General features: G+C 72.5%; 18 protein-coding genes. 7 read left to right on the top strand and 11 right to left on the bottom strand.

Annotated features, from left to right (window positions below):
* Positions 1-222: 222 nt before the first annotated feature.
* Entirely contained in the window at positions 223-492 is a 270-nt protein-coding gene (locus tag ACFRIC_RS18515) for a hypothetical protein (protein ID WP_382786783.1), read from the bottom strand.
* Positions 493-791: 299 nt separating this feature from the next.
* Entirely contained in the window at positions 792-1,871 is a 1,080-nt protein-coding gene (locus tag ACFRIC_RS18510) for an NADH:flavin oxidoreductase/NADH oxidase (RefSeq protein ID WP_382786780.1), read from the bottom strand.
* A 183-nt stretch (positions 1,872-2,054) separates the two neighbouring features.
* Between ACFRIC_RS18510 and ACFRIC_RS18505 the strand changes: the two genes are divergently transcribed.
* Both ACFRIC_RS18505 and helR read left to right on the top strand, forming a co-directional pair.
* Complete coding sequence (locus ACFRIC_RS18505; protein WP_382786777.1) at positions 2,055-2,402, top strand: ArsR/SmtB family transcription factor; 348 nt, start codon at positions 2,055-2,057, stop codon at positions 2,400-2,402.
* Positions 2,403-2,638: 236 nt separating this feature from the next.
* A complete protein-coding gene (gene helR / locus ACFRIC_RS18500) occupies positions 2,639-4,786 on the top strand; it encodes an RNA polymerase recycling motor ATPase HelR (RefSeq protein WP_382786775.1) in 2,148 nt (715 codons plus the stop codon).
* 188 nt (positions 4,787-4,974) lie between these two features.
* On the opposite strand, the gene ACFRIC_RS18495 is transcribed toward helR, so the two are convergent.
* A complete protein-coding gene (locus ACFRIC_RS18495; protein WP_382786772.1) occupies positions 4,975-6,324 on the bottom strand; it encodes an FAD-dependent oxidoreductase in 1,350 nt (449 codons plus the stop codon).
* Between the two features lie 214 nt (positions 6,325-6,538).
* Here ACFRIC_RS18495 and ACFRIC_RS18490 point away from each other — a divergent pair, with 214 nt between their 5' ends.
* Positions 6,539-7,009 (top strand): DUF6214 family protein, encoded by a 471-nt coding sequence (locus ACFRIC_RS18490; RefSeq protein WP_382787236.1) that lies wholly within the window; start codon positions 6,539-6,541, stop codon positions 7,007-7,009.
* 89 nt (positions 7,010-7,098) lie between these two features.
* On the opposite strand, the gene ACFRIC_RS18485 is transcribed toward ACFRIC_RS18490, so the two are convergent.
* The 5 genes from ACFRIC_RS18485 to ACFRIC_RS18465 form a co-directional block, all read right to left on the bottom strand.
* Complete coding sequence (locus ACFRIC_RS18485) at positions 7,099-7,818, bottom strand: TetR family transcriptional regulator (RefSeq protein ID WP_382786769.1); 720 nt, start codon at positions 7,816-7,818, stop codon at positions 7,099-7,101.
* A 116-nt stretch (positions 7,819-7,934) separates the two neighbouring features.
* Positions 7,935-8,225: a hypothetical protein gene (locus ACFRIC_RS18480; protein ID WP_382786767.1), complete on the bottom strand. Its 291-nt coding sequence runs from the start codon at positions 8,223-8,225 to the stop codon at positions 7,935-7,937.
* Between the two features lie 183 nt (positions 8,226-8,408).
* Complete coding sequence (locus ACFRIC_RS18475; protein ID WP_382786764.1) at positions 8,409-9,113, bottom strand: HAD family hydrolase; 705 nt, start codon at positions 9,111-9,113, stop codon at positions 8,409-8,411.
* A 109-nt stretch (positions 9,114-9,222) separates the two neighbouring features.
* Entirely contained in the window at positions 9,223-10,164 is a 942-nt protein-coding gene (locus ACFRIC_RS18470; RefSeq protein WP_382786761.1) for a M56 family metallopeptidase, read from the bottom strand.
* 89 nt (positions 10,165-10,253) lie between these two features.
* Positions 10,254-10,832 (bottom strand): DUF5134 domain-containing protein, encoded by a 579-nt coding sequence (locus ACFRIC_RS18465; protein ID WP_382786758.1) that lies wholly within the window; start codon positions 10,830-10,832, stop codon positions 10,254-10,256.
* A 232-nt stretch (positions 10,833-11,064) separates the two neighbouring features.
* Between ACFRIC_RS18465 and ACFRIC_RS18460 the strand changes: the two genes are divergently transcribed.
* Both ACFRIC_RS18460 and ACFRIC_RS18455 read left to right on the top strand, forming a co-directional pair.
* Complete coding sequence (locus tag ACFRIC_RS18460; protein ID WP_382786755.1) at positions 11,065-12,708, top strand: FUSC family protein; 1,644 nt, start codon at positions 11,065-11,067, stop codon at positions 12,706-12,708.
* Positions 12,705-13,364 (top strand): MarR family transcriptional regulator, encoded by a 660-nt coding sequence (locus ACFRIC_RS18455; RefSeq protein WP_382786752.1) that lies wholly within the window; start codon positions 12,705-12,707, stop codon positions 13,362-13,364. The genes ACFRIC_RS18460 and ACFRIC_RS18455 overlap by 4 nt, the downstream gene beginning before the upstream one ends.
* 98 nt (positions 13,365-13,462) lie before the next feature.
* On the opposite strand, the gene ACFRIC_RS18450 is transcribed toward ACFRIC_RS18455, so the two are convergent.
* Positions 13,463-14,233, bottom strand: a complete 771-nt coding sequence (locus ACFRIC_RS18450; protein WP_382786749.1) for a VOC family protein — start codon at positions 14,231-14,233, stop codon at positions 13,463-13,465.
* A gap of 83 nt (positions 14,234-14,316) precedes the next feature.
* Positions 14,317-14,703 carry a VOC family protein gene (locus tag ACFRIC_RS18445; protein ID WP_382786746.1) on the bottom strand — a complete coding sequence of 129 codons (387 nt, stop codon included), beginning with the start codon at positions 14,701-14,703 and terminating at the stop codon, positions 14,317-14,319.
* A 107-nt stretch (positions 14,704-14,810) separates the two neighbouring features.
* On the opposite strand from ACFRIC_RS18445, the gene ACFRIC_RS18440 reads away from it, so the two are divergent.
* Entirely contained in the window at positions 14,811-15,353 is a 543-nt protein-coding gene (locus ACFRIC_RS18440) for a GNAT family N-acetyltransferase (protein ID WP_382786743.1), read from the top strand.
* A 198-nt stretch (positions 15,354-15,551) separates the two neighbouring features.
* On the opposite strand, the gene ACFRIC_RS18435 is transcribed toward ACFRIC_RS18440, so the two are convergent.
* Positions 15,552-16,235 (bottom strand): glycerophosphodiester phosphodiesterase, encoded by a 684-nt coding sequence (locus tag ACFRIC_RS18435; protein WP_382786740.1) that lies wholly within the window; start codon positions 16,233-16,235, stop codon positions 15,552-15,554.
* A 579-nt stretch (positions 16,236-16,814) separates the two neighbouring features.
* On the opposite strand from ACFRIC_RS18435, the gene ACFRIC_RS18430 reads away from it, so the two are divergent.
* Positions 16,815-18,212, top strand: a complete 1,398-nt coding sequence (locus ACFRIC_RS18430) for a DUF6421 family protein (protein WP_382786737.1) — start codon at positions 16,815-16,817, stop codon at positions 18,210-18,212.
* Positions 18,213-18,219: the final 7 nt, after the last annotated feature.

Here is an 18,219-nt window from a genome sequence, read left to right as displayed (position 1 = left end):
CAGGGGTCCTCGGCGGGGTGTGGGGGGCCCAGCGTCGGGGGCCTCGGCGCACGGGGCCTCAGGCGGGGGGCCCTCGCTGGAGGGCGGTGGGGCTTCGCGCCTGAGCGGCGATGTTCCTCGGCGGCGGCGATTGGGGGGTGGCTCAGCTGCGGGGTTCCTCGGCCCCGCGGATTGGGGGTGGCCCTCAGTGGGTTCCTCGGCGCCGCGGATTGGGGGTGGCCCTCAGCGGTGCGGTGTCGCGCCCCGCTCGCGGTCCGCGCGTGTGGTCGCCCACCACAGGAGGTCTCCGAGCGCGGCACCTGCCGCCACCAGGGCCGTGATCACTCCGGCCATGGTCAGCCCGTCGCCGAGGTGCGGGCGCCCGTGCAGGGCGTGCAGATCGAAGCCGCACAGGTGGTACACGCCCAGCGCGGCGATGCCGAGGCTCGGCAGGAGCAGTGCCAGCACGGACGCCGGTCCGCGTGCCACCCGCCCGGTGTCATGCTCCTTCACGGGCTCCCCCTGACGTACGTCGCTCGCTCACCGCCGGGACCCTACAGCACGTAGGGTCTCCGTGTCCTGGCCGTGCTTCGGCGGTGTCGTGGCGGCTACCCCGGACGACGGCCCCCATGCGGGGCGGGGGCGTCCGCGGCGCGTGATCCGGATCACGCGGCGTGTCACCCGTCCGGCGCCCACGGCGGGCGCCGGACGGACCGGCGGAGTCGGGGCCCGGCTCTCCGGCAGGGTGGTGGTGCGGCGGGTCGACCACCCGTAGCGGGCCCCGTTCGGTCGCCTCCGCGGCCGGACGGCGCCTACACCGACCGGTGGTACTGGTCCGGCACGCGCACCTCGGCCCCGAGTTCACGTGCGGCGAGCCGGGCGAAGGACGGGTTGCGCAGCAGCTCCCTTCCCAGCAGCACCGCGTCGGCCTCGCCGTTGGCGACGATCTTCTCGGCCTGCTCGGCCTCCGTGATGAGACCGACGGCGGCGACGGCCATCGGGGTCTCCTTCTTCACCCGTGCGGCGAACGGGACCTGATAGCCGGGCTCGACGGGGATGCGTACACCGGAGGCGTTCCCGCCCGTGGAGACGTCGAGCAGGTCCACGCCGTGTTCGTGCAGCTCGGCGGCGAAGCGGACGGTGTCGTCGGCGCTCCAGCCCGCGTCCTCCAGCCAGTCGGTCGCGGAGATACGGAAGAAGAGCGGCTTGTCCTGCGGCCAGACCTCTCGCACGGCGTCGACGACTTCGAGGGCGAACCGGGTGCGGTTCTCGTACGAGCCGCCGTACACGTCGGTGCGGTGGTTGGAGTGGGGCGAGAGGAACTCGTTGATGAGGTAGCCGTGGGCTCCGTGGATCTCGACGATCTCGAAGCCGGCCGCCAGGGCGCGGCGAGCCGCGTCGGCGAACTGACCCACGATCTCGCGGATTCCGTCGACCGTCAGCTCGTCCGGGACCGGGTGCTTCTCGTCGAACGCGAGCGCGCTCGGGGCGACCGCCTGCCAGCCGTGCGCGTCCGGGCCGACCGGGGCGCCGCCCTTCCAGGGGCGCTCGGTCGAGGACTTGCGTCCGCCGTGACCGAGCTGCACGGCCGGCACCGTGCCCTGCGCGGACAGGAAGCGCGTGATGCGGCGGAAGGCCTCGACCTGGGTGTCGTTCCAGATGCCCAGGTCGTACGGGGAGATCCGGCCCTCGGGCGAGACGGCGGTCGCCTCGACGATGACCAGGCCCGCCCCTCCCGTGGCGCGAGCGGCGTAGTGGGCGAAGTGCCAGTCGTGCGGAGCGCCCGCCGAGGGGCCGTCGGGCGCGGCCGAGTACTGGCACATCGGGGGCATCCACACCCGGTTGGGGATGGTGACTTCGCGCAGGACGCAGGGCTCGAAGAGAGCGCTCACGACCGACTCCATTCGTGGCGGGACCGATGTATGCGTCGTACGATAAACCTCGTAGTACGGCGAGTGTCAAACTACGACGAGTCTCGTACAATGCCGGAGTGCGGCGGGGTCGGGTGAAGCCCGCCGGACGATGCCGAAGACGAGGGGGCGAGGACCGAGGCCCCCGGACGAAGTGGAGCCGCCGTGACGCCCGCCGCACGTGGCCGTGATCTGCCGCACCCCGCGCGCGAGGAGATCCGGCTGGAATCGGTCCTGCACGCGCTGTCCGACCCGATGCGGCTGCGGATCGTCCGCGAACTCGCCGTCGAGGGCCGTGAACTCTCCTGCTCGGACTTCCTCCTGCCGGTCACGAAGTCCACGACGACGCACCACTTCCGGGTGCTCCGCGAGAGCGGGGTCGTCCGCCAGGTCTACCGCGGCACGGCGAAGCTCAACGGCCTGCGTACGGACGACCTCGAAGTGCTCTTCCCCGGACTCCTCGACCGTGTCCTGGAGGCCGCCACCCGGCAGGCCGCGCGCCCGGAGCGGTGACCGTCGCGGAGCCCGCTTCGGACACCTCGCGGCACCGCCGCCGATGGTTCACCGCGGCGCCGGCGGACCCCTCACGGAGCCGCTTCCGAGGCCTCCGGGTTCCGGGCAAAAAGAAAGGGCAAGGGGGAAAGCCATCCCTTGCCACTCTCAACTTATAGCGCACCGGGGGGCTTGCGGCAAGGCCCCCGTCGTCCCGCAGAATCACTGGCCGAAGCCAGGACCTGCGGAAAGTTGACATGAGCCCTCTGACCACCAGCGCGTTCCGCCTCCCCGGCCGGCTCTCCGCCAAGGCGGACCCGGCGCTGATCGCCGCGGACGAGCGGCACTTCGCGGCGCTCGCCGAGAGCCTCGACCGCGCGATCGCCGAACTGTCCGACCGGCTCGACGCCGAACGCAGGGCGCCCGGCGGCCTCGGCCGCGAGGCGATGGAGCGAGACCTGGAGATCCACCGGCTGACCGGGCGGCTCCGCGCACTGCGCCGCTTCGGACTCGACCTGTGCCTCGGACACGTCGTTCCGGCGGACGGCTCCGGACCCCTGTACATCGGGCGCCTCGGCCTCACCGACAGCGAGGGCCGCCGACTGCTGACCGACTGGCGCTCTCCCGCCGCCGAGCCGTTCTTCGCCGCGACCCACGCCCGCCCGATGGGTCTGACGAGCCGCCGCAGATACCGCTGGACCGACGGCCGCATCAGCGACTACTGGGACGAGGTGTTCACCGCCGAGGGACTCGAACGGCACGCGGCGCTCGACGACCAGTCCGCCTTCATCGCCGGTCTGGGCGGCAGCCGTTCGGCGCGGATGCGGGACGTGCTCGCCACCATCCAGGCCGACCAGGACGCCGTCATCCGGGCGGGATCCCGCGGCGCCCTCGTCGTCGACGGCGGTCCCGGCACCGGCAAGACGGTCGTCGCCCTGCACCGCTCCGCCTACCTCCTCTACTCCGACCCCCGGCTCGGCCACCGACGCGGCGGCGTGCTGTTCGTCGGTCCGCACCAGCCTTACCTCTCCTACGTCGCCGACGTCCTGCCCAGCCTCGGAGAAGAGGGCGTGCAGATCTGTACCCTGCGCGACCTCGTCGCCGAGGGAGCCGGAGCGGCGGCCGAGCGCGACCCGCACGTGGCCCGTCTGAAGTCGACCGCGGACATGGTGCGGGCGATCGAGACGGCCGTCAGGTTCTACGAGGACCCGCCCGCCCGGGGGATGACGGTCACGACCCCGTGGGCCGAGGTCCCGCTGAGCGCCGACGACTGGGCCGAGGCGTTCGAGGCGGCGGAGCCGGGCACGCCGCACAACGAGGCACGCGACCAGATCTGGGAGGCGCTGGTCGCGATCCTGACGGACAAGCACGACGACGACGTCCCGCCCGAACTGCTGCGCAGAGCGCTGCTGCACGACCAGGAGCTCGTCGGGACCCTCGACCGCGCGTGGCCGCTGCTCGACGCGGCCGACGTCGTGGGCGACCTGTGGTCCGTGCCCGCCTACCTTCGGCTGTGCGCTCCCTGGCTCGGACCCGACGACGTCCGCGGACTGCAGCGCCCGGACCCGCGGGCCTGGACGGTCTCCGACCTGCCCGTCCTGGACGCGGCGCGGCAGCGGCTCGGCGACCCGGAGACCTCGCTGCGAAGGCGTCGCCACGAGGCGTCCGTCGCGGCCGAACGCGAGCGCATGGCCGGCGTCATCGACAACGTGCTGGCGGCCGACGACGACGGCGAGGGCGCGGTGACGATGCTGCGCGGCCGGGATCTGCAGGACACCCTGATCGACGAGAGCGGACTGCCCGCGGACCGACCGGACCTGCTCGCGGGGCCGTTCGCGCACGTCGTCGTCGACGAGGCGCAGGAACTGACCGACGCGGAATGGCAGATGCTGCTGCGGCGCTGCCCGTCCCGGAGCTTCACCGTCGTCGGGGACCGCGCACAGGCCAGACACGGTTTCGCCGAGTCCTGGGAGGAACGGCTCGGGCGGGTCGGATTCGACCGGATCGACGTGGCCTCGCTGACCATCAACTACCGGACGCCGCAAGAGGTCATGGTGGAGGCCGAGGCGGTCGTCCGGACCGCGCTGCCGGACGCCAACGTGCCGACCTCCGTGCGCAGTTCCGGCGTCCCCGTCGCCCACGGTTCGGTCGCGGACCTGGAGTCGGTGCTCGACACCTGGCTTCGCGACCACGCCGAGGGCATCGCCTGCGTGATCGGCGATCCGACGTTCCGGGCGACCTCCCGGATCCGTTCGCTGACACCGGAGTTGTCGAAGGGCCTCGAATTCGACCTGGTCGTCCTCGTCGACCCGGAGAACTTCGGAGAGGGCGTGGAAGGAACGGTCGACCGCTATGTCGCGATGACCCGGGCGACCCAGCGACTCGTCATCCTCACGAGCCCCTGACACGCTGAACCCCCTGACACGCTGAACCCCCTCACGCCGCCGGAGGTCGAGGCCGACGGCGGGTGGTCCAGGCAGGAACGAACCGGCCGAAGGCCGCACGGGCGGGGTGTCCGCCCGTGCGGCCTTCGGCCCCGGCCCGTGGCTCGTGGGGGCCGCTCACCGTGGGCCGCCGGCAGCCGGCGCCATGGTCAGGACGTGGCGGCCCGTGCCGCCGTCCACAGCGCCTCCCAGTCGGGCAGCTTGACCACCTCGCGGCCCAGGCTGGCTCCCAGCTCCGCCTCGGCCCGCTCGATCGCCTGCCATCCGGCCCATTCCACCGGCCGTATCCCCTCGGCCCGCAGTGCGTCGAGGGGATCACCGGCCACCTCTCGGCGTACGAGTCCGGGGGCGTCCTCCAGCAGGGAGGCCACCGTCTCCTTGGCGCACGGGCGATTGGTCCCGATGACCCCGGTCGGACCTCGCTTGATCCAGCCCGCCACGTACTCACCCGGCGAGACCGCGCCGTCCCGCAGGACCCGTCCCGCCCGTTGCGGCACCGTTCCGAGACCGGAGTCGAACGGCATCCCCTCCAGCGGCACCCCGCGATAGCCCACCGAGCGCAGCACCAACTGGGCCTCGATCTCCTCGAACCGCCCCGTCCCCGTCACCCCGCCCGCCCCGTCCGGAACCGTCCGCTCGAACCGCACCGCGCCCACCCGGCCCCCGTCGGCGAGGAGTTCGACGGGCCGCAGGAAGAAGCGCGGGCGGATCAGACGAAGCCGGCCCCGTGGCGCGGCGGCCGCCCAGCCCCGGAGGACCTCCACGTTGCGCCGCTGGGCCCCGGGCAGCCCGGACGGATCGAGGTAGGCCGGATCGAGTGCCAGCTCCGCCTCGTCCACCCTGATGTCGGCCCCCGGAAGGCCGCCCAGCTCGCGCAGCTCCTTCGTGGTGAAGCGGGCCTGCGACGGCCCGCGCCGCCCGACCATGCTGATCTCGGTGACCTCGCTGGCCGCCAGCGCGCCGAGCGCCGCCTGCGGGATGTCGGTGGGGCTCAGCTCGGGCTCCGTGCGGGCCAGGATGCGGGTCACGTCGACCGCCACGTTCCCGACGCCGATGACGACGGCCGAGCGCGCCCCGGCCACGAAGTCACCGGCCACGGCGTCGGGGTGCGCGCTGTACCAGGAGACGAACTCGGTCGCCGACCAACTGCCGGGCAGGTCCTCGCCGGGCACGCCGAGATGCCGGTCGGTGGCGGCGCCGACGCAGTACACGACCGCGTGGTACAGCTCCCGCAACCGCGCCACGGACACCCCGCCGGGTCCCACCTCGACGCCGCCGAGGAAGCGCACCCGCTCGTCCTCCAGGACGGTCCGCAGATTGTTCTGGAGCGACTTGATCTTCTCGTGGTCGGGCGCCACGCCGTAGCGCACCAGGCCGTACGGGCAGGGCAGCCGGTCCAGGACGTCGACGCGGACGTCGGGAGGCCCGCTCCGCTGGACCAGGCCCTGTGCGCTGTAGACCCCGCTGGGTCCCGAACCGACGACGGCGACACGCAGCACGGCGGAACTCCTCACCCGAGGGATCAGGAAGATCGCTGACAGGACATCGCTGGTGCTCCCAGGATCGCACCACCGGGTGCTCCGCTGACAGGGTGCGGTGCGTGCCGATCACGCGCGTGTCCGTTCGTATGGAATGTGATGATGCGGTTACGTTCCGTATGTGCTAGACGCATCGTTTCTTAATCTGTCCGACCGCTGCCGCGCGGACGGCGACGTGTCGGTGTGGCCCGCCTGGGAAGTGCGGGAGTCCGCGTCGGGCGTCACGTCCTGGTTCCACGTCCGGCTGGCCTTCGCCGACGGTGCCAGGGTCGACCTGCTCGCGGTGCTCTCGGCGACGGCCCTGTCCATCGAGGACGTACGGGCCGAGCCGCCCCTGTCCCTGGACGACCTCGCGGTGGTCGCCGAGTGGATCGAGGAACCCCTGTCCGAGGCGTGCGGCGGCCGCCTCGGCACCGGCCCCGAACAGGAGCGGGAGAGCCAGGCGCGGCGCGCCCGGCCCACCTGGCCGCGCGGCGCCGAGGGGCGTCTGCTGGTGGCGGAGGAGTACATGGCGGCGCAGCGGGACGGAGTGGATCCGGTGCTCGCGGTCATGGACGCCACCGGGCACAGCCGCCGCAAGTCCCTCAGGCTGATCGCCGGGGCCCGCGACGCGGGGTTCCTGGCACCTCGTCACGCGCGCCGCTGACGGAGGCGGCCCGGCTCGCCGGTGGCCCTTGGTGCGGGCCCGCCGGCGGGTAGGGCTCATCGTCACGCCGAACGCCCTTGAGCCGTGGGCTACGTGGACGGACCGTCCGCGGGCTCGGGCTCGGGTCCGTGCTTGGGCTCGGGGTCGTGCTCGGGCTCCGGATCGGTCGCGAAGAAGCGGGAGAGATCCGTCTCGCGGGGGCGGTTCGACGCCTCGGCGTCCGGCGGCGTCCCCATCTCCCAGTCCAGCCGGTAGCGCTTGAAGAGCTCGGCCCGCAGCACCGGGACCTTCATCGGGACGCCCGGCACCAGCGCCGAGTAGACCGCGCCCATGAGCAGGGCGCGCAGCATCGGGTAGTCGGCCGAGACCTGCTGCGATCCGTACCGTGCCACGGTGTCCCCGAGCAGTTCGGAGAGCCGCACCTGTTCGGGGCACTGCACGAACCCCTCGGCCTGGAGCAGCCCGGCCATGTGCTGCCGCATCAGCACCGGCTGGTCCTGGGTGAGGCCGAGGATCGCGTCGATGGCCCGGGCCATCCGCTCCCGGCCGTCCTCGCTGCGCGGTTCGCGTTCGAGGGCCTCCTCCAGCGTGCGGTGCATCAGCCGGTGCACCGCTGACTGCAGGAGCTGGCGTTTGCCGGGGAAGTAGTACGAGACGAGCCCGCGCGCCGATCCCGCGCGATCGGCGATGTCCCCGAGCGTCGTGGCGTCGTACCCGTGCTCGCTGACGAGCTCGACCGCGGCTTGCAGCAAGCGCTCCCGGGAGCGCCGCCGCAACTCTTCATTGACCGAGGCGCTTCGCGGGGACATGCTGTAACTCCTGCGTTGACTGGCTGCCAGCCAACTATACTCAACGCGTCCGGATCGAGGCCCTTCGCGGGTCGGTTCCGGGCTGCCGCCGACCTGGGGCGACGCGGGGGATCGCCTCAGGTCGGACGCGCGGCAGCGGGCGTCGGGGGAGTGCCGTCGAGACGGCTGCCGTCCTCGCGCCGCGAAGCGTCGTTCCGCGTCCCGGACATTCCGTCGAAGGATGTGCGCCGGTTCACGGCCAGGTAGGCGCGTCGCCAGGTGGTGACCATGTACCAGCCGACCGACAGACTCAGCAGGACGTTGCCGACGAGGGTCTCCCTGTCGTCACTGCGCGCCGTGTTGACGAGAGCGGCGCCGGTGACGCAGGTGAGGAAGCCGGCGAGGAGAATCCAGAACACTGTCTTCATTGCGGACCTCGGGACTGTGTGGCGGAGGCGCCAACGTAGCCACGGATCCCGCATTGCGAAGCGTTTGGCCTTTGTTGGCCAGAACTTGACGCTGCCGGCCTGCCCGTGGCCGAAAGTCGTCGCTTCCTTGTCGGGATTCCTGAACGGGTGTTCCGGCGACGCCGAACGGCTGTCTCCGGTGCGTCAGTTCGTGTCCACCAGGTCGAGCACCGGCCGCAGTCCGTCCGGGCGGTCCGCCCCCGGCAGATGGTCGACGAAGAGCACCGCGCACCCCAGGGCGGCCGCGCCGCCGTCCGCCGTGCGGTCGTCGCCGACCATCAGGGTGTCCTCCGGGGTGATGCCGAGTTCGGCGCAGGCCGTCGCGAAGAGCCGCGGATCCGGCTTCTGGACACCGTGCTCGTACGACAGGACGTACGTCCCGACATACGGGTCGAGCCCGTGCTCGCGGAAGACGGGCCGCAGGTCCCAGCCGATGTTGCTGACCACCCCGACGACCAGACCCCGCTCGCGCAGCGCGCCGAGCACCTCGGCGGCGTCGGGATAGGGCCGCCACGCGGCGGGTCGCATCTGGCGGTCGTAGAGAGCGTCGTGCAGACCCGGATCGGGCAGTGACACCTGCCGGGAGAGGCCGGTGAACGCCGCCCGGTGCTGCTCGGCACCGCGGTCGCGGGACGCCCAGAGGTCGCGGAGGTGATCCGGCACCGGGAGCGTCGGAGGGGCTCCGCCCGCGAGCGCGCCCACCGCCTCCAGGGCACGCGCCCTTTCGGCCAACTCCCGCTCCGGGAGCGTATGACCGCTCTCCACGAGCACCGCGCGCAGCCACGATTCCGTGTCCTCGACGCGGAAGAGGGTCCCGGAGAAGTCGAAGAGCACACCCTTGAAGGTCATGCGGGAGATCCTTTGCGGCGCTGCCCGTGGCGGTCAAGAAGCACTCGTCCGCCGCCCCCGCGCGGGAGTCCGGATACCGCCGATCGGGCGAGTGGCTCGGTGGTACGGGCTAGCCCAGTGCTCGCAGACCCGGTACGAACGCCACGAGGACGGGGACCACCGGCACCAGCGCGGCTGCCGCCGTCAGTTGCAGCCGGCGGCCCGCCGGGAGCCGGTCCCGCGGTGTGAGGAGGCGGTCCACCCGCTGGGGGAGATGCGCGCCGGGGCTCGCCGGGCCGGGTCCGAACACGCTCCGGTCCTCGTTGAGTTCGACCAGGGCGAGAGCGATCGTGAGCCGTCCGAACCGGCGCGACGCCACGTCGTCGGCGGCGAGTTCGACCAGCCGGTGCATCTCGTCGCGGAACGCGGCGAACACGGGAACCTGCGGAAACCCGTTGGCCAGCGCGGCCGAACAGTGCAGCAGCCAGTCGTGCCGGGCCCGCGCGTGGCCCTGCTCATGGGCGAGTACGGCGTCCAGTTGGCGTCCCTTGAGGCGGCGCAACGCGGCTGTGGTGATGACCAGTCGGGGAGCGGCGCCGGGCAGGAACCAGGCGTCGGGGCGTTCCCCCTCCAGGACGACGAGACGGCCGGCGGTGCCGCCCTCCTCACCGGGCAACAGCGGTGCCCGCACCAGGAGTTCGGACCGGTTCTGCCGACGGCGCGTCCGCGCCCGTACGATCTCGCGTGCCAGCATCGCCGCGGTCCAGGCGCCGCCGCATGCGAGGGCCACCGCCGTGGCTGCGGCCCAGGGGGCGCCCGCTCTCGGCACATAGGCTTCGACGACCGCCGCCGGTGCGCCGCCGAAGACAGGTCCGCGCACGGCCACCCAGGCGGCGGACGCGCTCAGTGTCATCGACAGGACGCAGCACAGCAGGACGGCCGCCACCACGCATTGCCACACCCACAGGGCGACCACGGGTTCCCGGTCCGGCCAGTCGGCCCGTGCGAGCAGTCGCGGAGCGACCACGGAGGCAAGGGCGCCGAGCAGCAACAGTGCCGCGGGGACCATCATGGCCGAAGCCTATGAGCGGGGCCCGCCGCTGGATACGCCCCGCGACCCCAAGTGACGTACGCCACGGGTGCGTAGCGGACGAACGGGCCTCAGAGCGTGATCAGCATCGCCAGCATCGCGATGCCCATCGACAGGCGGCAGGCCCGGGAGAGTTCGGGGCGGTCGCCCCAGCCGACGGCACCCGCGGGCGGGCCGCTCGCGACGGGCCCCGACGCGACGGGCCCCGACGCGACGGCCAGGGGCAGGAGGCGGGCCCCGGAGCGGAGTACGTAGCCGGTGAAGTACAGCAGGAGCGCCCCGGTGAGGACGGGGACGCCGGTGCCGCCGTGGACGTGGTGGGCGGGGGCGGTGGTCATCACCGCGGCCATGTAGACCATCGCGACCGTGCCCATCAGATGGTGCAGATGGTGTCCGCCGCCGCGGGCCGTCCACAGCGCGCGCAGCGCGGCGACGCCGAAGACGGCCGTGCACACGAACCAGGCCCAGCGCGGCGGGGTCACCACGGCCGCCGGTACGGCCATCGCGGCCATGCCGAACCCCATGAGGGCCTCGCCGCCCGCGGTGCGGCGCTGTTCCTCGACCGGGCTGCGCATCCGCAGCAGGCAGTAGGCCCCGGTCGCCGCGCACAGCGCGACGAGCAGCCAGCCGGGTGAAGCCGGTCCGTGCACCGCGTACCTCCCCGCAAGACGACCTCGGACACGCGACGCAGGACACGCGATGCCGGGCGGAAGGTGCCGGGCAGCGGTGCCGGACATCGGGCGGTCGGTCAGGGCATGCCCCGGCCGGCCGGGGCGCAAGCGAGCGCAGGGGTGTACACGGGGGAGCGTGCGGGGGTGCGTCGCAGGTGGGAGGCGGTCGGAGAAACTAATTTACAGATAAAACACCTGCTAAGGTTGTGGAATGAGCAGTGCGACCCCTCCCCGTCCATCGCCCGCCCGCCGGCTCCCGCTGGCCGGCGCGTTGCGTCTCGGCAGGCCCTCGGACATCTGGTTCAAGCCCGCCCTGAGCGTCGTCGTCGCGGTCGCCCCGCCGAACCTCACGCTGCTGGCACTCGGCCGGCTGGACCTGGCGATGTACACCATGGCCGGGTCGCTCTGCGCGCTCTACGCCCACAGCCGTCCCTACGCCGCCCGGGCCCGGGCCCTCGCCTGGGTGGTGGCCGGGATGCTCGGCGGACTGGGCGTCGCGCTCGTAACGGCCTCGCTCACGACGAACGCCGTCGTGCTGGTCACCGTCGGCGCGCTGCTGGCCGCCACGCAGAAGATCCTGTGCGACGCCACGCCCATCGGCCCGCCGGGCCATGTCGTCCTCGCCTTCATCTCCTCGGCGTCCCTGTTCGTGCCGCAGAGTCTCGGCCAGGTGCCGGGCCACCTCGCGCTGGGCGCGGCGGCGGGGGCCTGGGCCTGGATCGTCGGCATGGCGCCCGGGCTCGTACGCCCGCACGGCCCGGAACGGCGTGCCACCGCGCACGCGCTGAACGCCGCGGCCGTGTCCGTCGACGCCCCCGACGACCCCCGTGCCCGCGCCGCCGCGGCCGCCGCCGTCCACGCCGCCTGGCAGTCGCTGCTGTCCACCGGAGCCCGCAGCGAACCCCGGCGCGCTCTCGAACGGCTCGTCGTACGGGCCGAGGTCGCGCTCGCCGCACCCGCCGACACGGATCCCGGACGGCTGCGCGGCTGGGCCCGCGCACTCTCCGGCACCGGACCCGTCCCGTGCCCCGACGGGCTCGGGGACGCCGCGGTCGAGCTTCTCGGCGTCGAGGCCGCCCTCGCCTTCGGGGAACCGCGCCTGCTCGCCCGGCTAGGCCCGCTCGCCCCCGTCGCCCTGCGCACCGCGCTCGGCTGCGCCCTCGCCGGATACGTCTCACTCGCGTTCGGTGTCGGCCGCCCCTACTGGGCCCTGGTCACCGCCGCCTCCCTCTACCAGGCCAACGTCACCCTGACCTGGAGCCGCGGAGTCCAGCGCGTGACCGGCAACCTCGTCGGGGTCGCCGTCTTCGCCGTCCTCGTCCCGCTCGCCCACGTGGGCCAGGCGGCCCTCGTCCTGTGCTGCCTCGCGCTGAATTTCGGCGCCGAGGCGCTGATCGGCCGCAACTACTGGCTCGGCAGTGTCTGCGTGACCCCCATGGCCCTGCTCATCACCGAGTTCGCGCACACCCAGCGGCCCGGCGAGCTGATGACCGACCGGGTCCTGGACACCCTCGTCGGAGCGGTCGTCGGGTTCCTCGCGGCCGTCGCCGTGACCAACCGGCGGGCCGGTGACCGGATCGAGGAGGCGCTCTCCGCCGTGGGGCGGGCCCAGGAACACGCCGCCGCACTGCTCGCCGAGGAGCGGCCCGAGCCCGGCGCCCTGGAATCGGCCCGCCGCGGACTGTCCGCCGCCGTCGTTCACCTGCGCTCCGTCGCGGACGCCGCCGCGGGCGAATGGTGGAAGCACGCCCTGCCGGAGGAGCGGGTGATGCGGGCCGAGCAGGCCGGACACCGTACGCTCGCCGCGACGGTACGACGCCAGGGACTGCACTGCTGGGAGGGCGCACAGGCATGACGACAGCGGACGGGCGGAGAGCGGCGGAGGGCGACCCGGCCCGGGGCGGCGATCCGGCGGCGGACGGTGATCCGGCGACGGACCGTGAGCCGGCGCCGCACGGGGAGCCTTCCGCCGGCAGCCCCGCCGAGCGGTCCCCCGGCGCCGCCGTCGCCGGTGACACCGTGGCGGCCGTCGTGCGGCAGTGGGAGAACGTGCGGCCCGACCTCGACACCGGGCCCATGGAGGTCATCGGGCGGGTCAACCGCTGTGCCGCGCTCCTCCAGCAGGCCGAGGACGCGCCCTTGCGCCGGGCCGGGCTCACCCGCCCAGAGTTCGACGTGCTCGGGACACTGCGCCGCACCGGGCACGAGCTGACCCCCAGCGACATCGCCCGCGAGACCTTCTCCTCGGGCGCGGCCGTGACCAAGCGGCTCAAGCAGCTCACTGAACGCGGTCTCGTCGAGCGGCGCGGCGACACCCGGGACCGGCGTGTCGCACACGTCCGGCTGACCGACGCCGGACGGGACCTCGTCGACGCCGTCCTCCCCGATCAACTCGCCTACGAGAGCGGTGTCCTGTCCGGCATCGACGGGGAGCGCCGGCGTGAACTGGCCGGACTCCTGGGTGAGTTGCTCGGGCAGCTCGAAGGCCGGCTGCGACTGCCCCGCGCCTGACCGGGCCGGGGCCGCAGAGCAGGCAGACCCCTCGGGTCGGTCCCCTCGGGTCGGCCCCCTCTGGTCGGCCCTTCGGGCCTCCGCGTGGATTCCCCGGATCAGCCCTTCGCGCCGCCGTCCGCGTAGATCCCGAAGGCCGCGCCCTGTCTGTCCCGGGCGACGGCCAGGCGGCGGTGGCCGCCCGGCTGGGAGACGGGCTCCATCAGCAGGTGGCCGTCCGCCATGAGGACCGCGTTCGCCGTCTCGTCCACGTCCTCGACGGCGAAGTAGGGCAGCCAGTGCGAGGGGACCTCGTGCGCGAAGTTCTCGTCCATCGTGACCATGCCGCCGAAGTCGGCGCCGTCGATGCCCCACTGCGGGTAGTGCGGCGAGGGCTTCACGGTCCAGCCGAACACCGTCGTGTAGAACTCGGTCACCCGGTCCGGGGCCCGGGTCAGGAGTTCCACCCAGCCGAGCGAGCCGGGGGCGTTGAACAGACCCGCACCGGGGAAGGCCCGCGCCTGCCACATCTGGAACACGGCGCCGCCCGGGTCGAAGGCGACCGCGAAACGGCCCACGTCGAGCACGTCCATCGGAGCGAGGGCGAGGGTTCCGCCGGCGGCCTGCACGGCCGCAGCGGTCGCGTCCACGTCGGTGACGGCGAAGGAGACGTTCCAGGCGACGGGCTGCGACTCCTGGTAGATCGGGGTCATCGCCGCGACGGCCGCGTCCCCCAGGTGGGCGACGGTGTACCCGCCCGCCTCCGGGCGCGGGTCCGTCTCGGGGCGCCAGCCGAACAGATCGGCGTAGAAGGCCTTGGCGCCCTCCAGATCGTCGGTGCCGAGCTCTGTCCAGCAGGGTCCGCCGGGCACGGGCCTGTCGAGCTTCATGACGTTCCTTCCGCAGCGAGTTCCCTCAGCACGCTAAGCCTGCCGTGGAGCACCGGCCATCGGGACACACCGGCCCGGGGGCCTCAGGGCCGGTGACGCAGGGGATGGTCGGCCGGGATCTCGACGATCACGATCTCGGTCCCGTCCGGGTCCGCGATCCACATCTCGATCAGCCCCCACGGCTCCCGCACGGGCCCGCGCACCACCTCGACACCGGCGGCCGTCAGCTCCTCGTGGGCCGCCGCGATGTCCGCGACCTGGAGCCAGAGCTTCAGCGCGGGGGAGGGCGGCGTCTCGGAGCGCCCGGCGACCTCCAGGAAACCGCCGCCGAGGAAGTACACGGTTCCGCGCTCGGGCCCGGTGCCGAACTCGCGGTACACGGCGAGGCCGAGCCGCTCACCGTAGAAGACGCGGGAACGCTCCGGATCGGTCGGGCGAAGGAGGGTCCGGCTGCTCAGTACATGCACCATGCCCCGGAGCCTAGGACCCGACAGGCCACGGGACCTGTCGGTCCGCTCCCGGGGGAGCGTTACGCTCGGGCGTGCCCTGCCGTGTCACCGATCGGAGAACCGCCGCCATGGAAACCGCCGCCGCCACCGGACTGACCTTCCGCGACGCCGTCGACAGCGATGTGGACGCGCTGGTCGCGCTGGTCGAGTCGGCGTACCGAGGTGACTCCAGCCGGGCCGGCTGGACCACGGAGGCGGACATCCTCGACGGTCAGCGGACGGACGCCGACGCGGTCCGCGCCATCGTCGAGGCACCCGACAGCCGGCTGCTGACCGTGGAGCGGGACGGCGCGCTCGTCGCCTGCTGCCAGCTCGAGCACCGCGGCGACCACGCCTACTTCGGCATGTTCGCGGTCAGTCCCGCGCTCCAGGGCGGCGGGCTCGGCAAGGTGATCATCGCGGAGGCGGAGCGGACGGTCCGCGAGGTGTGGGGCGCCACGGAGATGCACATGACCGTGATCTCCGTGCGCGAGGACCTCATCGCCTGGTACGAGCGGCGCGGATACCGCCGTACGGGCCGGATGACGCCCTTCCCGTACGGCGACGAGCGCTTCGGTGTCCCGCAGCGCGACGACCTGCGCTTCGAACTGCTGGTCAAGCCGCTCGTCTGAACCTGCTCGTCCGAACCTGTCCGCCTGCACCCGCTCGCCTGAACCCACGCGGCCGAGCCCTCCCGGCCCGGACGGGGGCCGGGGCATCGACCACGGCCGCCGACCGGGCCGCTCGGCGCGTCCCCGCCGAGCGGCCGTCGGACGGCCCGCGAACCTCGCGAACATCGCCTCGAACGGCGCGGGCCCGGCTTCGTCCGGCTACGCCGTGAAACGGCCCGTGCGCTTGATCTCGGGGTAGTCGGTCGTGGCGCCGTCGAGCTCCAGAGCGCGTACCAGCCGGAGGTGGTCCTGGGTGTTCACGACCCAGCCGATGATCTTCCGGTCGGCCTTGCGGGCGTGCTCGACGACCTCCAGGCTCAGCCTGCGGATGTTCAGGCAGACGGTCGCGGCACCGGCCTCGACGGCGCGGTCCACCACGTCGGTCCCGTAGCGGCTCGCGATCAGCGCGGTACGGACGCCCGGCACCAGCCGGGCGATCTCGGCGATCGCCTCGTCGTGGAACGACGACACCTCCACCCGTCCGACGAGGTCCTTGCGGTGCATCACCTCGGCGAGCGCCCTGGCCGCCGCCACGTCCTTGATCTCTGCCTGCAACGGCGTCCTGACCGCCTCCAGGACCTCCTCGAACACGGGGACGCGCTCGCCGTGGCCCGCGTCGAGCGTGCGCAGCTCCGCGAGCGTCTTGTCGGCGATCGGCCCCGTGCCGTCGGTCGTACGGTCCACTTCGGCGTCGTGCATGACGACGAGGGCGCCGTCCTTGCTCAGATGCAGATCGAGTTCGATGAGGTCGAGGCCCGCGTTCTGGGCGGCGATGAAGGAACGGAGGGTGTTCTCGGGCTCGACACCCATCACTCCGCGGTGACCGATGGTGAGGAAGTTCAAGATTCGACTCGCTTCCGTCGACGGCGGCTCGGCTCGCGCGTGGTTCCGACGGGCGGCCACGCGGCAGGCCGCAGCCTAATGGCCTGGCTGTGCTGTGTACCCGTTCCTACGCCGTGCAATGGGAGTGTCGGATTCACACGGCGCGGCGGGAGCGCCGGGACGGGCGCCGCACCGCGAGCGCGGACGGGACGAGAGGCCCGGCGAACCCCACCGTGACCGGGGCCCGGCGAACCTCACCATGACCGGGGCCCGGAGACCCTCGGCGTGACGAGGGCCACGCGTACACCACCAGTCTGCGGGAAGGGGCGCAAAGAGGTGGCCGGGGAAGCCGTGGCACGGGTCGCCGGGAGCGGCCAACGGGGTGTGTTCCACCGGCCGTTCGGCTGTCCGGAGGTTCCGGCCGACGCCCGTGCCGCCCGGGAAGCTGTGGCGCATGTCATCGCATGGACGGTGTCAGACAGGAAAAAGAGCGGTGAAGACGGGGGGTGCACAGGATAATCTCCCGGCTTTCCTCTTGCGTAACGGAACCTCGCATACATACGGTGTCCATACGCGAGGTTTTCCTGTGGAGGATGGGACATGACGGAAGTTCTTGTGCAGGTGGGTTCGGAGGAGCGGGTTCCTCCCGTGGCCAGGGTGGTGGAGCACCCGGCGTGGCCCGTGCTCAAGGCTGCCGTGGAGCAGATCCGGCCCTGGCAGTCCGCTGACGGTTCCATCGACCTCCAGGCGGACGGCGCCCCCGCCGCCGCAGACGTCGAGGCGGTCGTGCGCCGGGTGGCCGAGGCGATAGACGCGCTCTCGCCGCTCGTGCCCCACGACGCCGCGTACCACGAGGCGCTCGTCAAGGACCTGCGCCGCTGGGCCGACGGCGGCTTCGAGGTGCCCGACTTCCTGGACTCGCTGCTGGCCTTCCAGCCCGCCGCGAACCGCGAGGACGGCCTCCAGCACCTGGTCGTCTTCCCGATGTACACCCAGAACGGCAACCTGGACCGCAACTTCGAAGCGGTCGTGCTGCGCATGGTGTGGCCCGAGTGGCTGGCCGAGTTGGAGCGCACCCGCTACGACAACCCGCTGTTCTGCGGCATCACGTTCGAGGACTTCACCGCCGGGTACGACACCAACTCGGCCGTCCTCTTCCCGGAGACCATCGCCGTGCGCGAGGCGCCGGAACGATTCTCCTGGGGTGGCATCTTCTGCGACCGCGAGGCCGCCCGCTTCCGCGCCGTCACCGAGGCCGCCGTGGACACCCTGGGCCTCGAACTGCCCGAGGACATCGCCGCCATGGTCCACGACCAGGAGCGCTGCGAGAAGGCCTTCGTGCTCTGGGACATGGTCCACGACCGCACCCACAGCCACGGCGACCTGCCGTTCGACCCCTTCATGATCAAGCAGCGCCAGCCGTTCTGGATGTACGGCCTGGAGGAGCTGCGCTGTGACCTCACCGCCTTCAAGGAGGCCGTGAAGCTGGAGGCCGAGGGCAACGAGCACGGCCGTGACGTGCAGTACGCCGTCCTCTTCGACCGTATGTTCCGCTTCCCGCTCACCGGCGACCGCGTGCGCAACTACGACGGTCTGGGCGGCCAGCTCCTCTTCGCCTACCTGCACAAGCACGACGTCGTCCGCTGGACCGACAACAAGCTGCACATCGACTGGCAGCGCGCCCCGCAGGTCACCAACCAGCTCTGCTCCGAGATCGAGGAGCTCTACCGAGCCGGCATCGACCGCCCCAAGCTCGTCCACTGGTTCAAGGCGTACGAGCTCGTCTCCACCTACCTCGCCCCGCACCCCGGCTCCCGCTGGGCCAAGGGTCCCGACGCCCTCGACCTGTCCCTGCCGCCGCGCAAGCTCGTCGACGACGTGCTTCCGGACGAGTTTCCCCTGAGCATGTTCTATGAGGCGCTCTCCAAGAAGCTGAAGAACGTGATCGCCTCCACCAAGGGCATCACCGCGGCCGGCTCCGAGCGGGTCGCCGCGTGACCGACCG

Source organism: Streptomyces sp. NPDC056738 (assembly GCF_042790435.1).
Classification (GTDB): domain Bacteria; phylum Actinomycetota; class Actinomycetes; order Streptomycetales; family Streptomycetaceae; genus Streptomyces.
The sequence above is the reverse complement of the archived record's forward strand: the minus strand, read 5'-3'. Positions and strand labels throughout refer to the sequence as shown.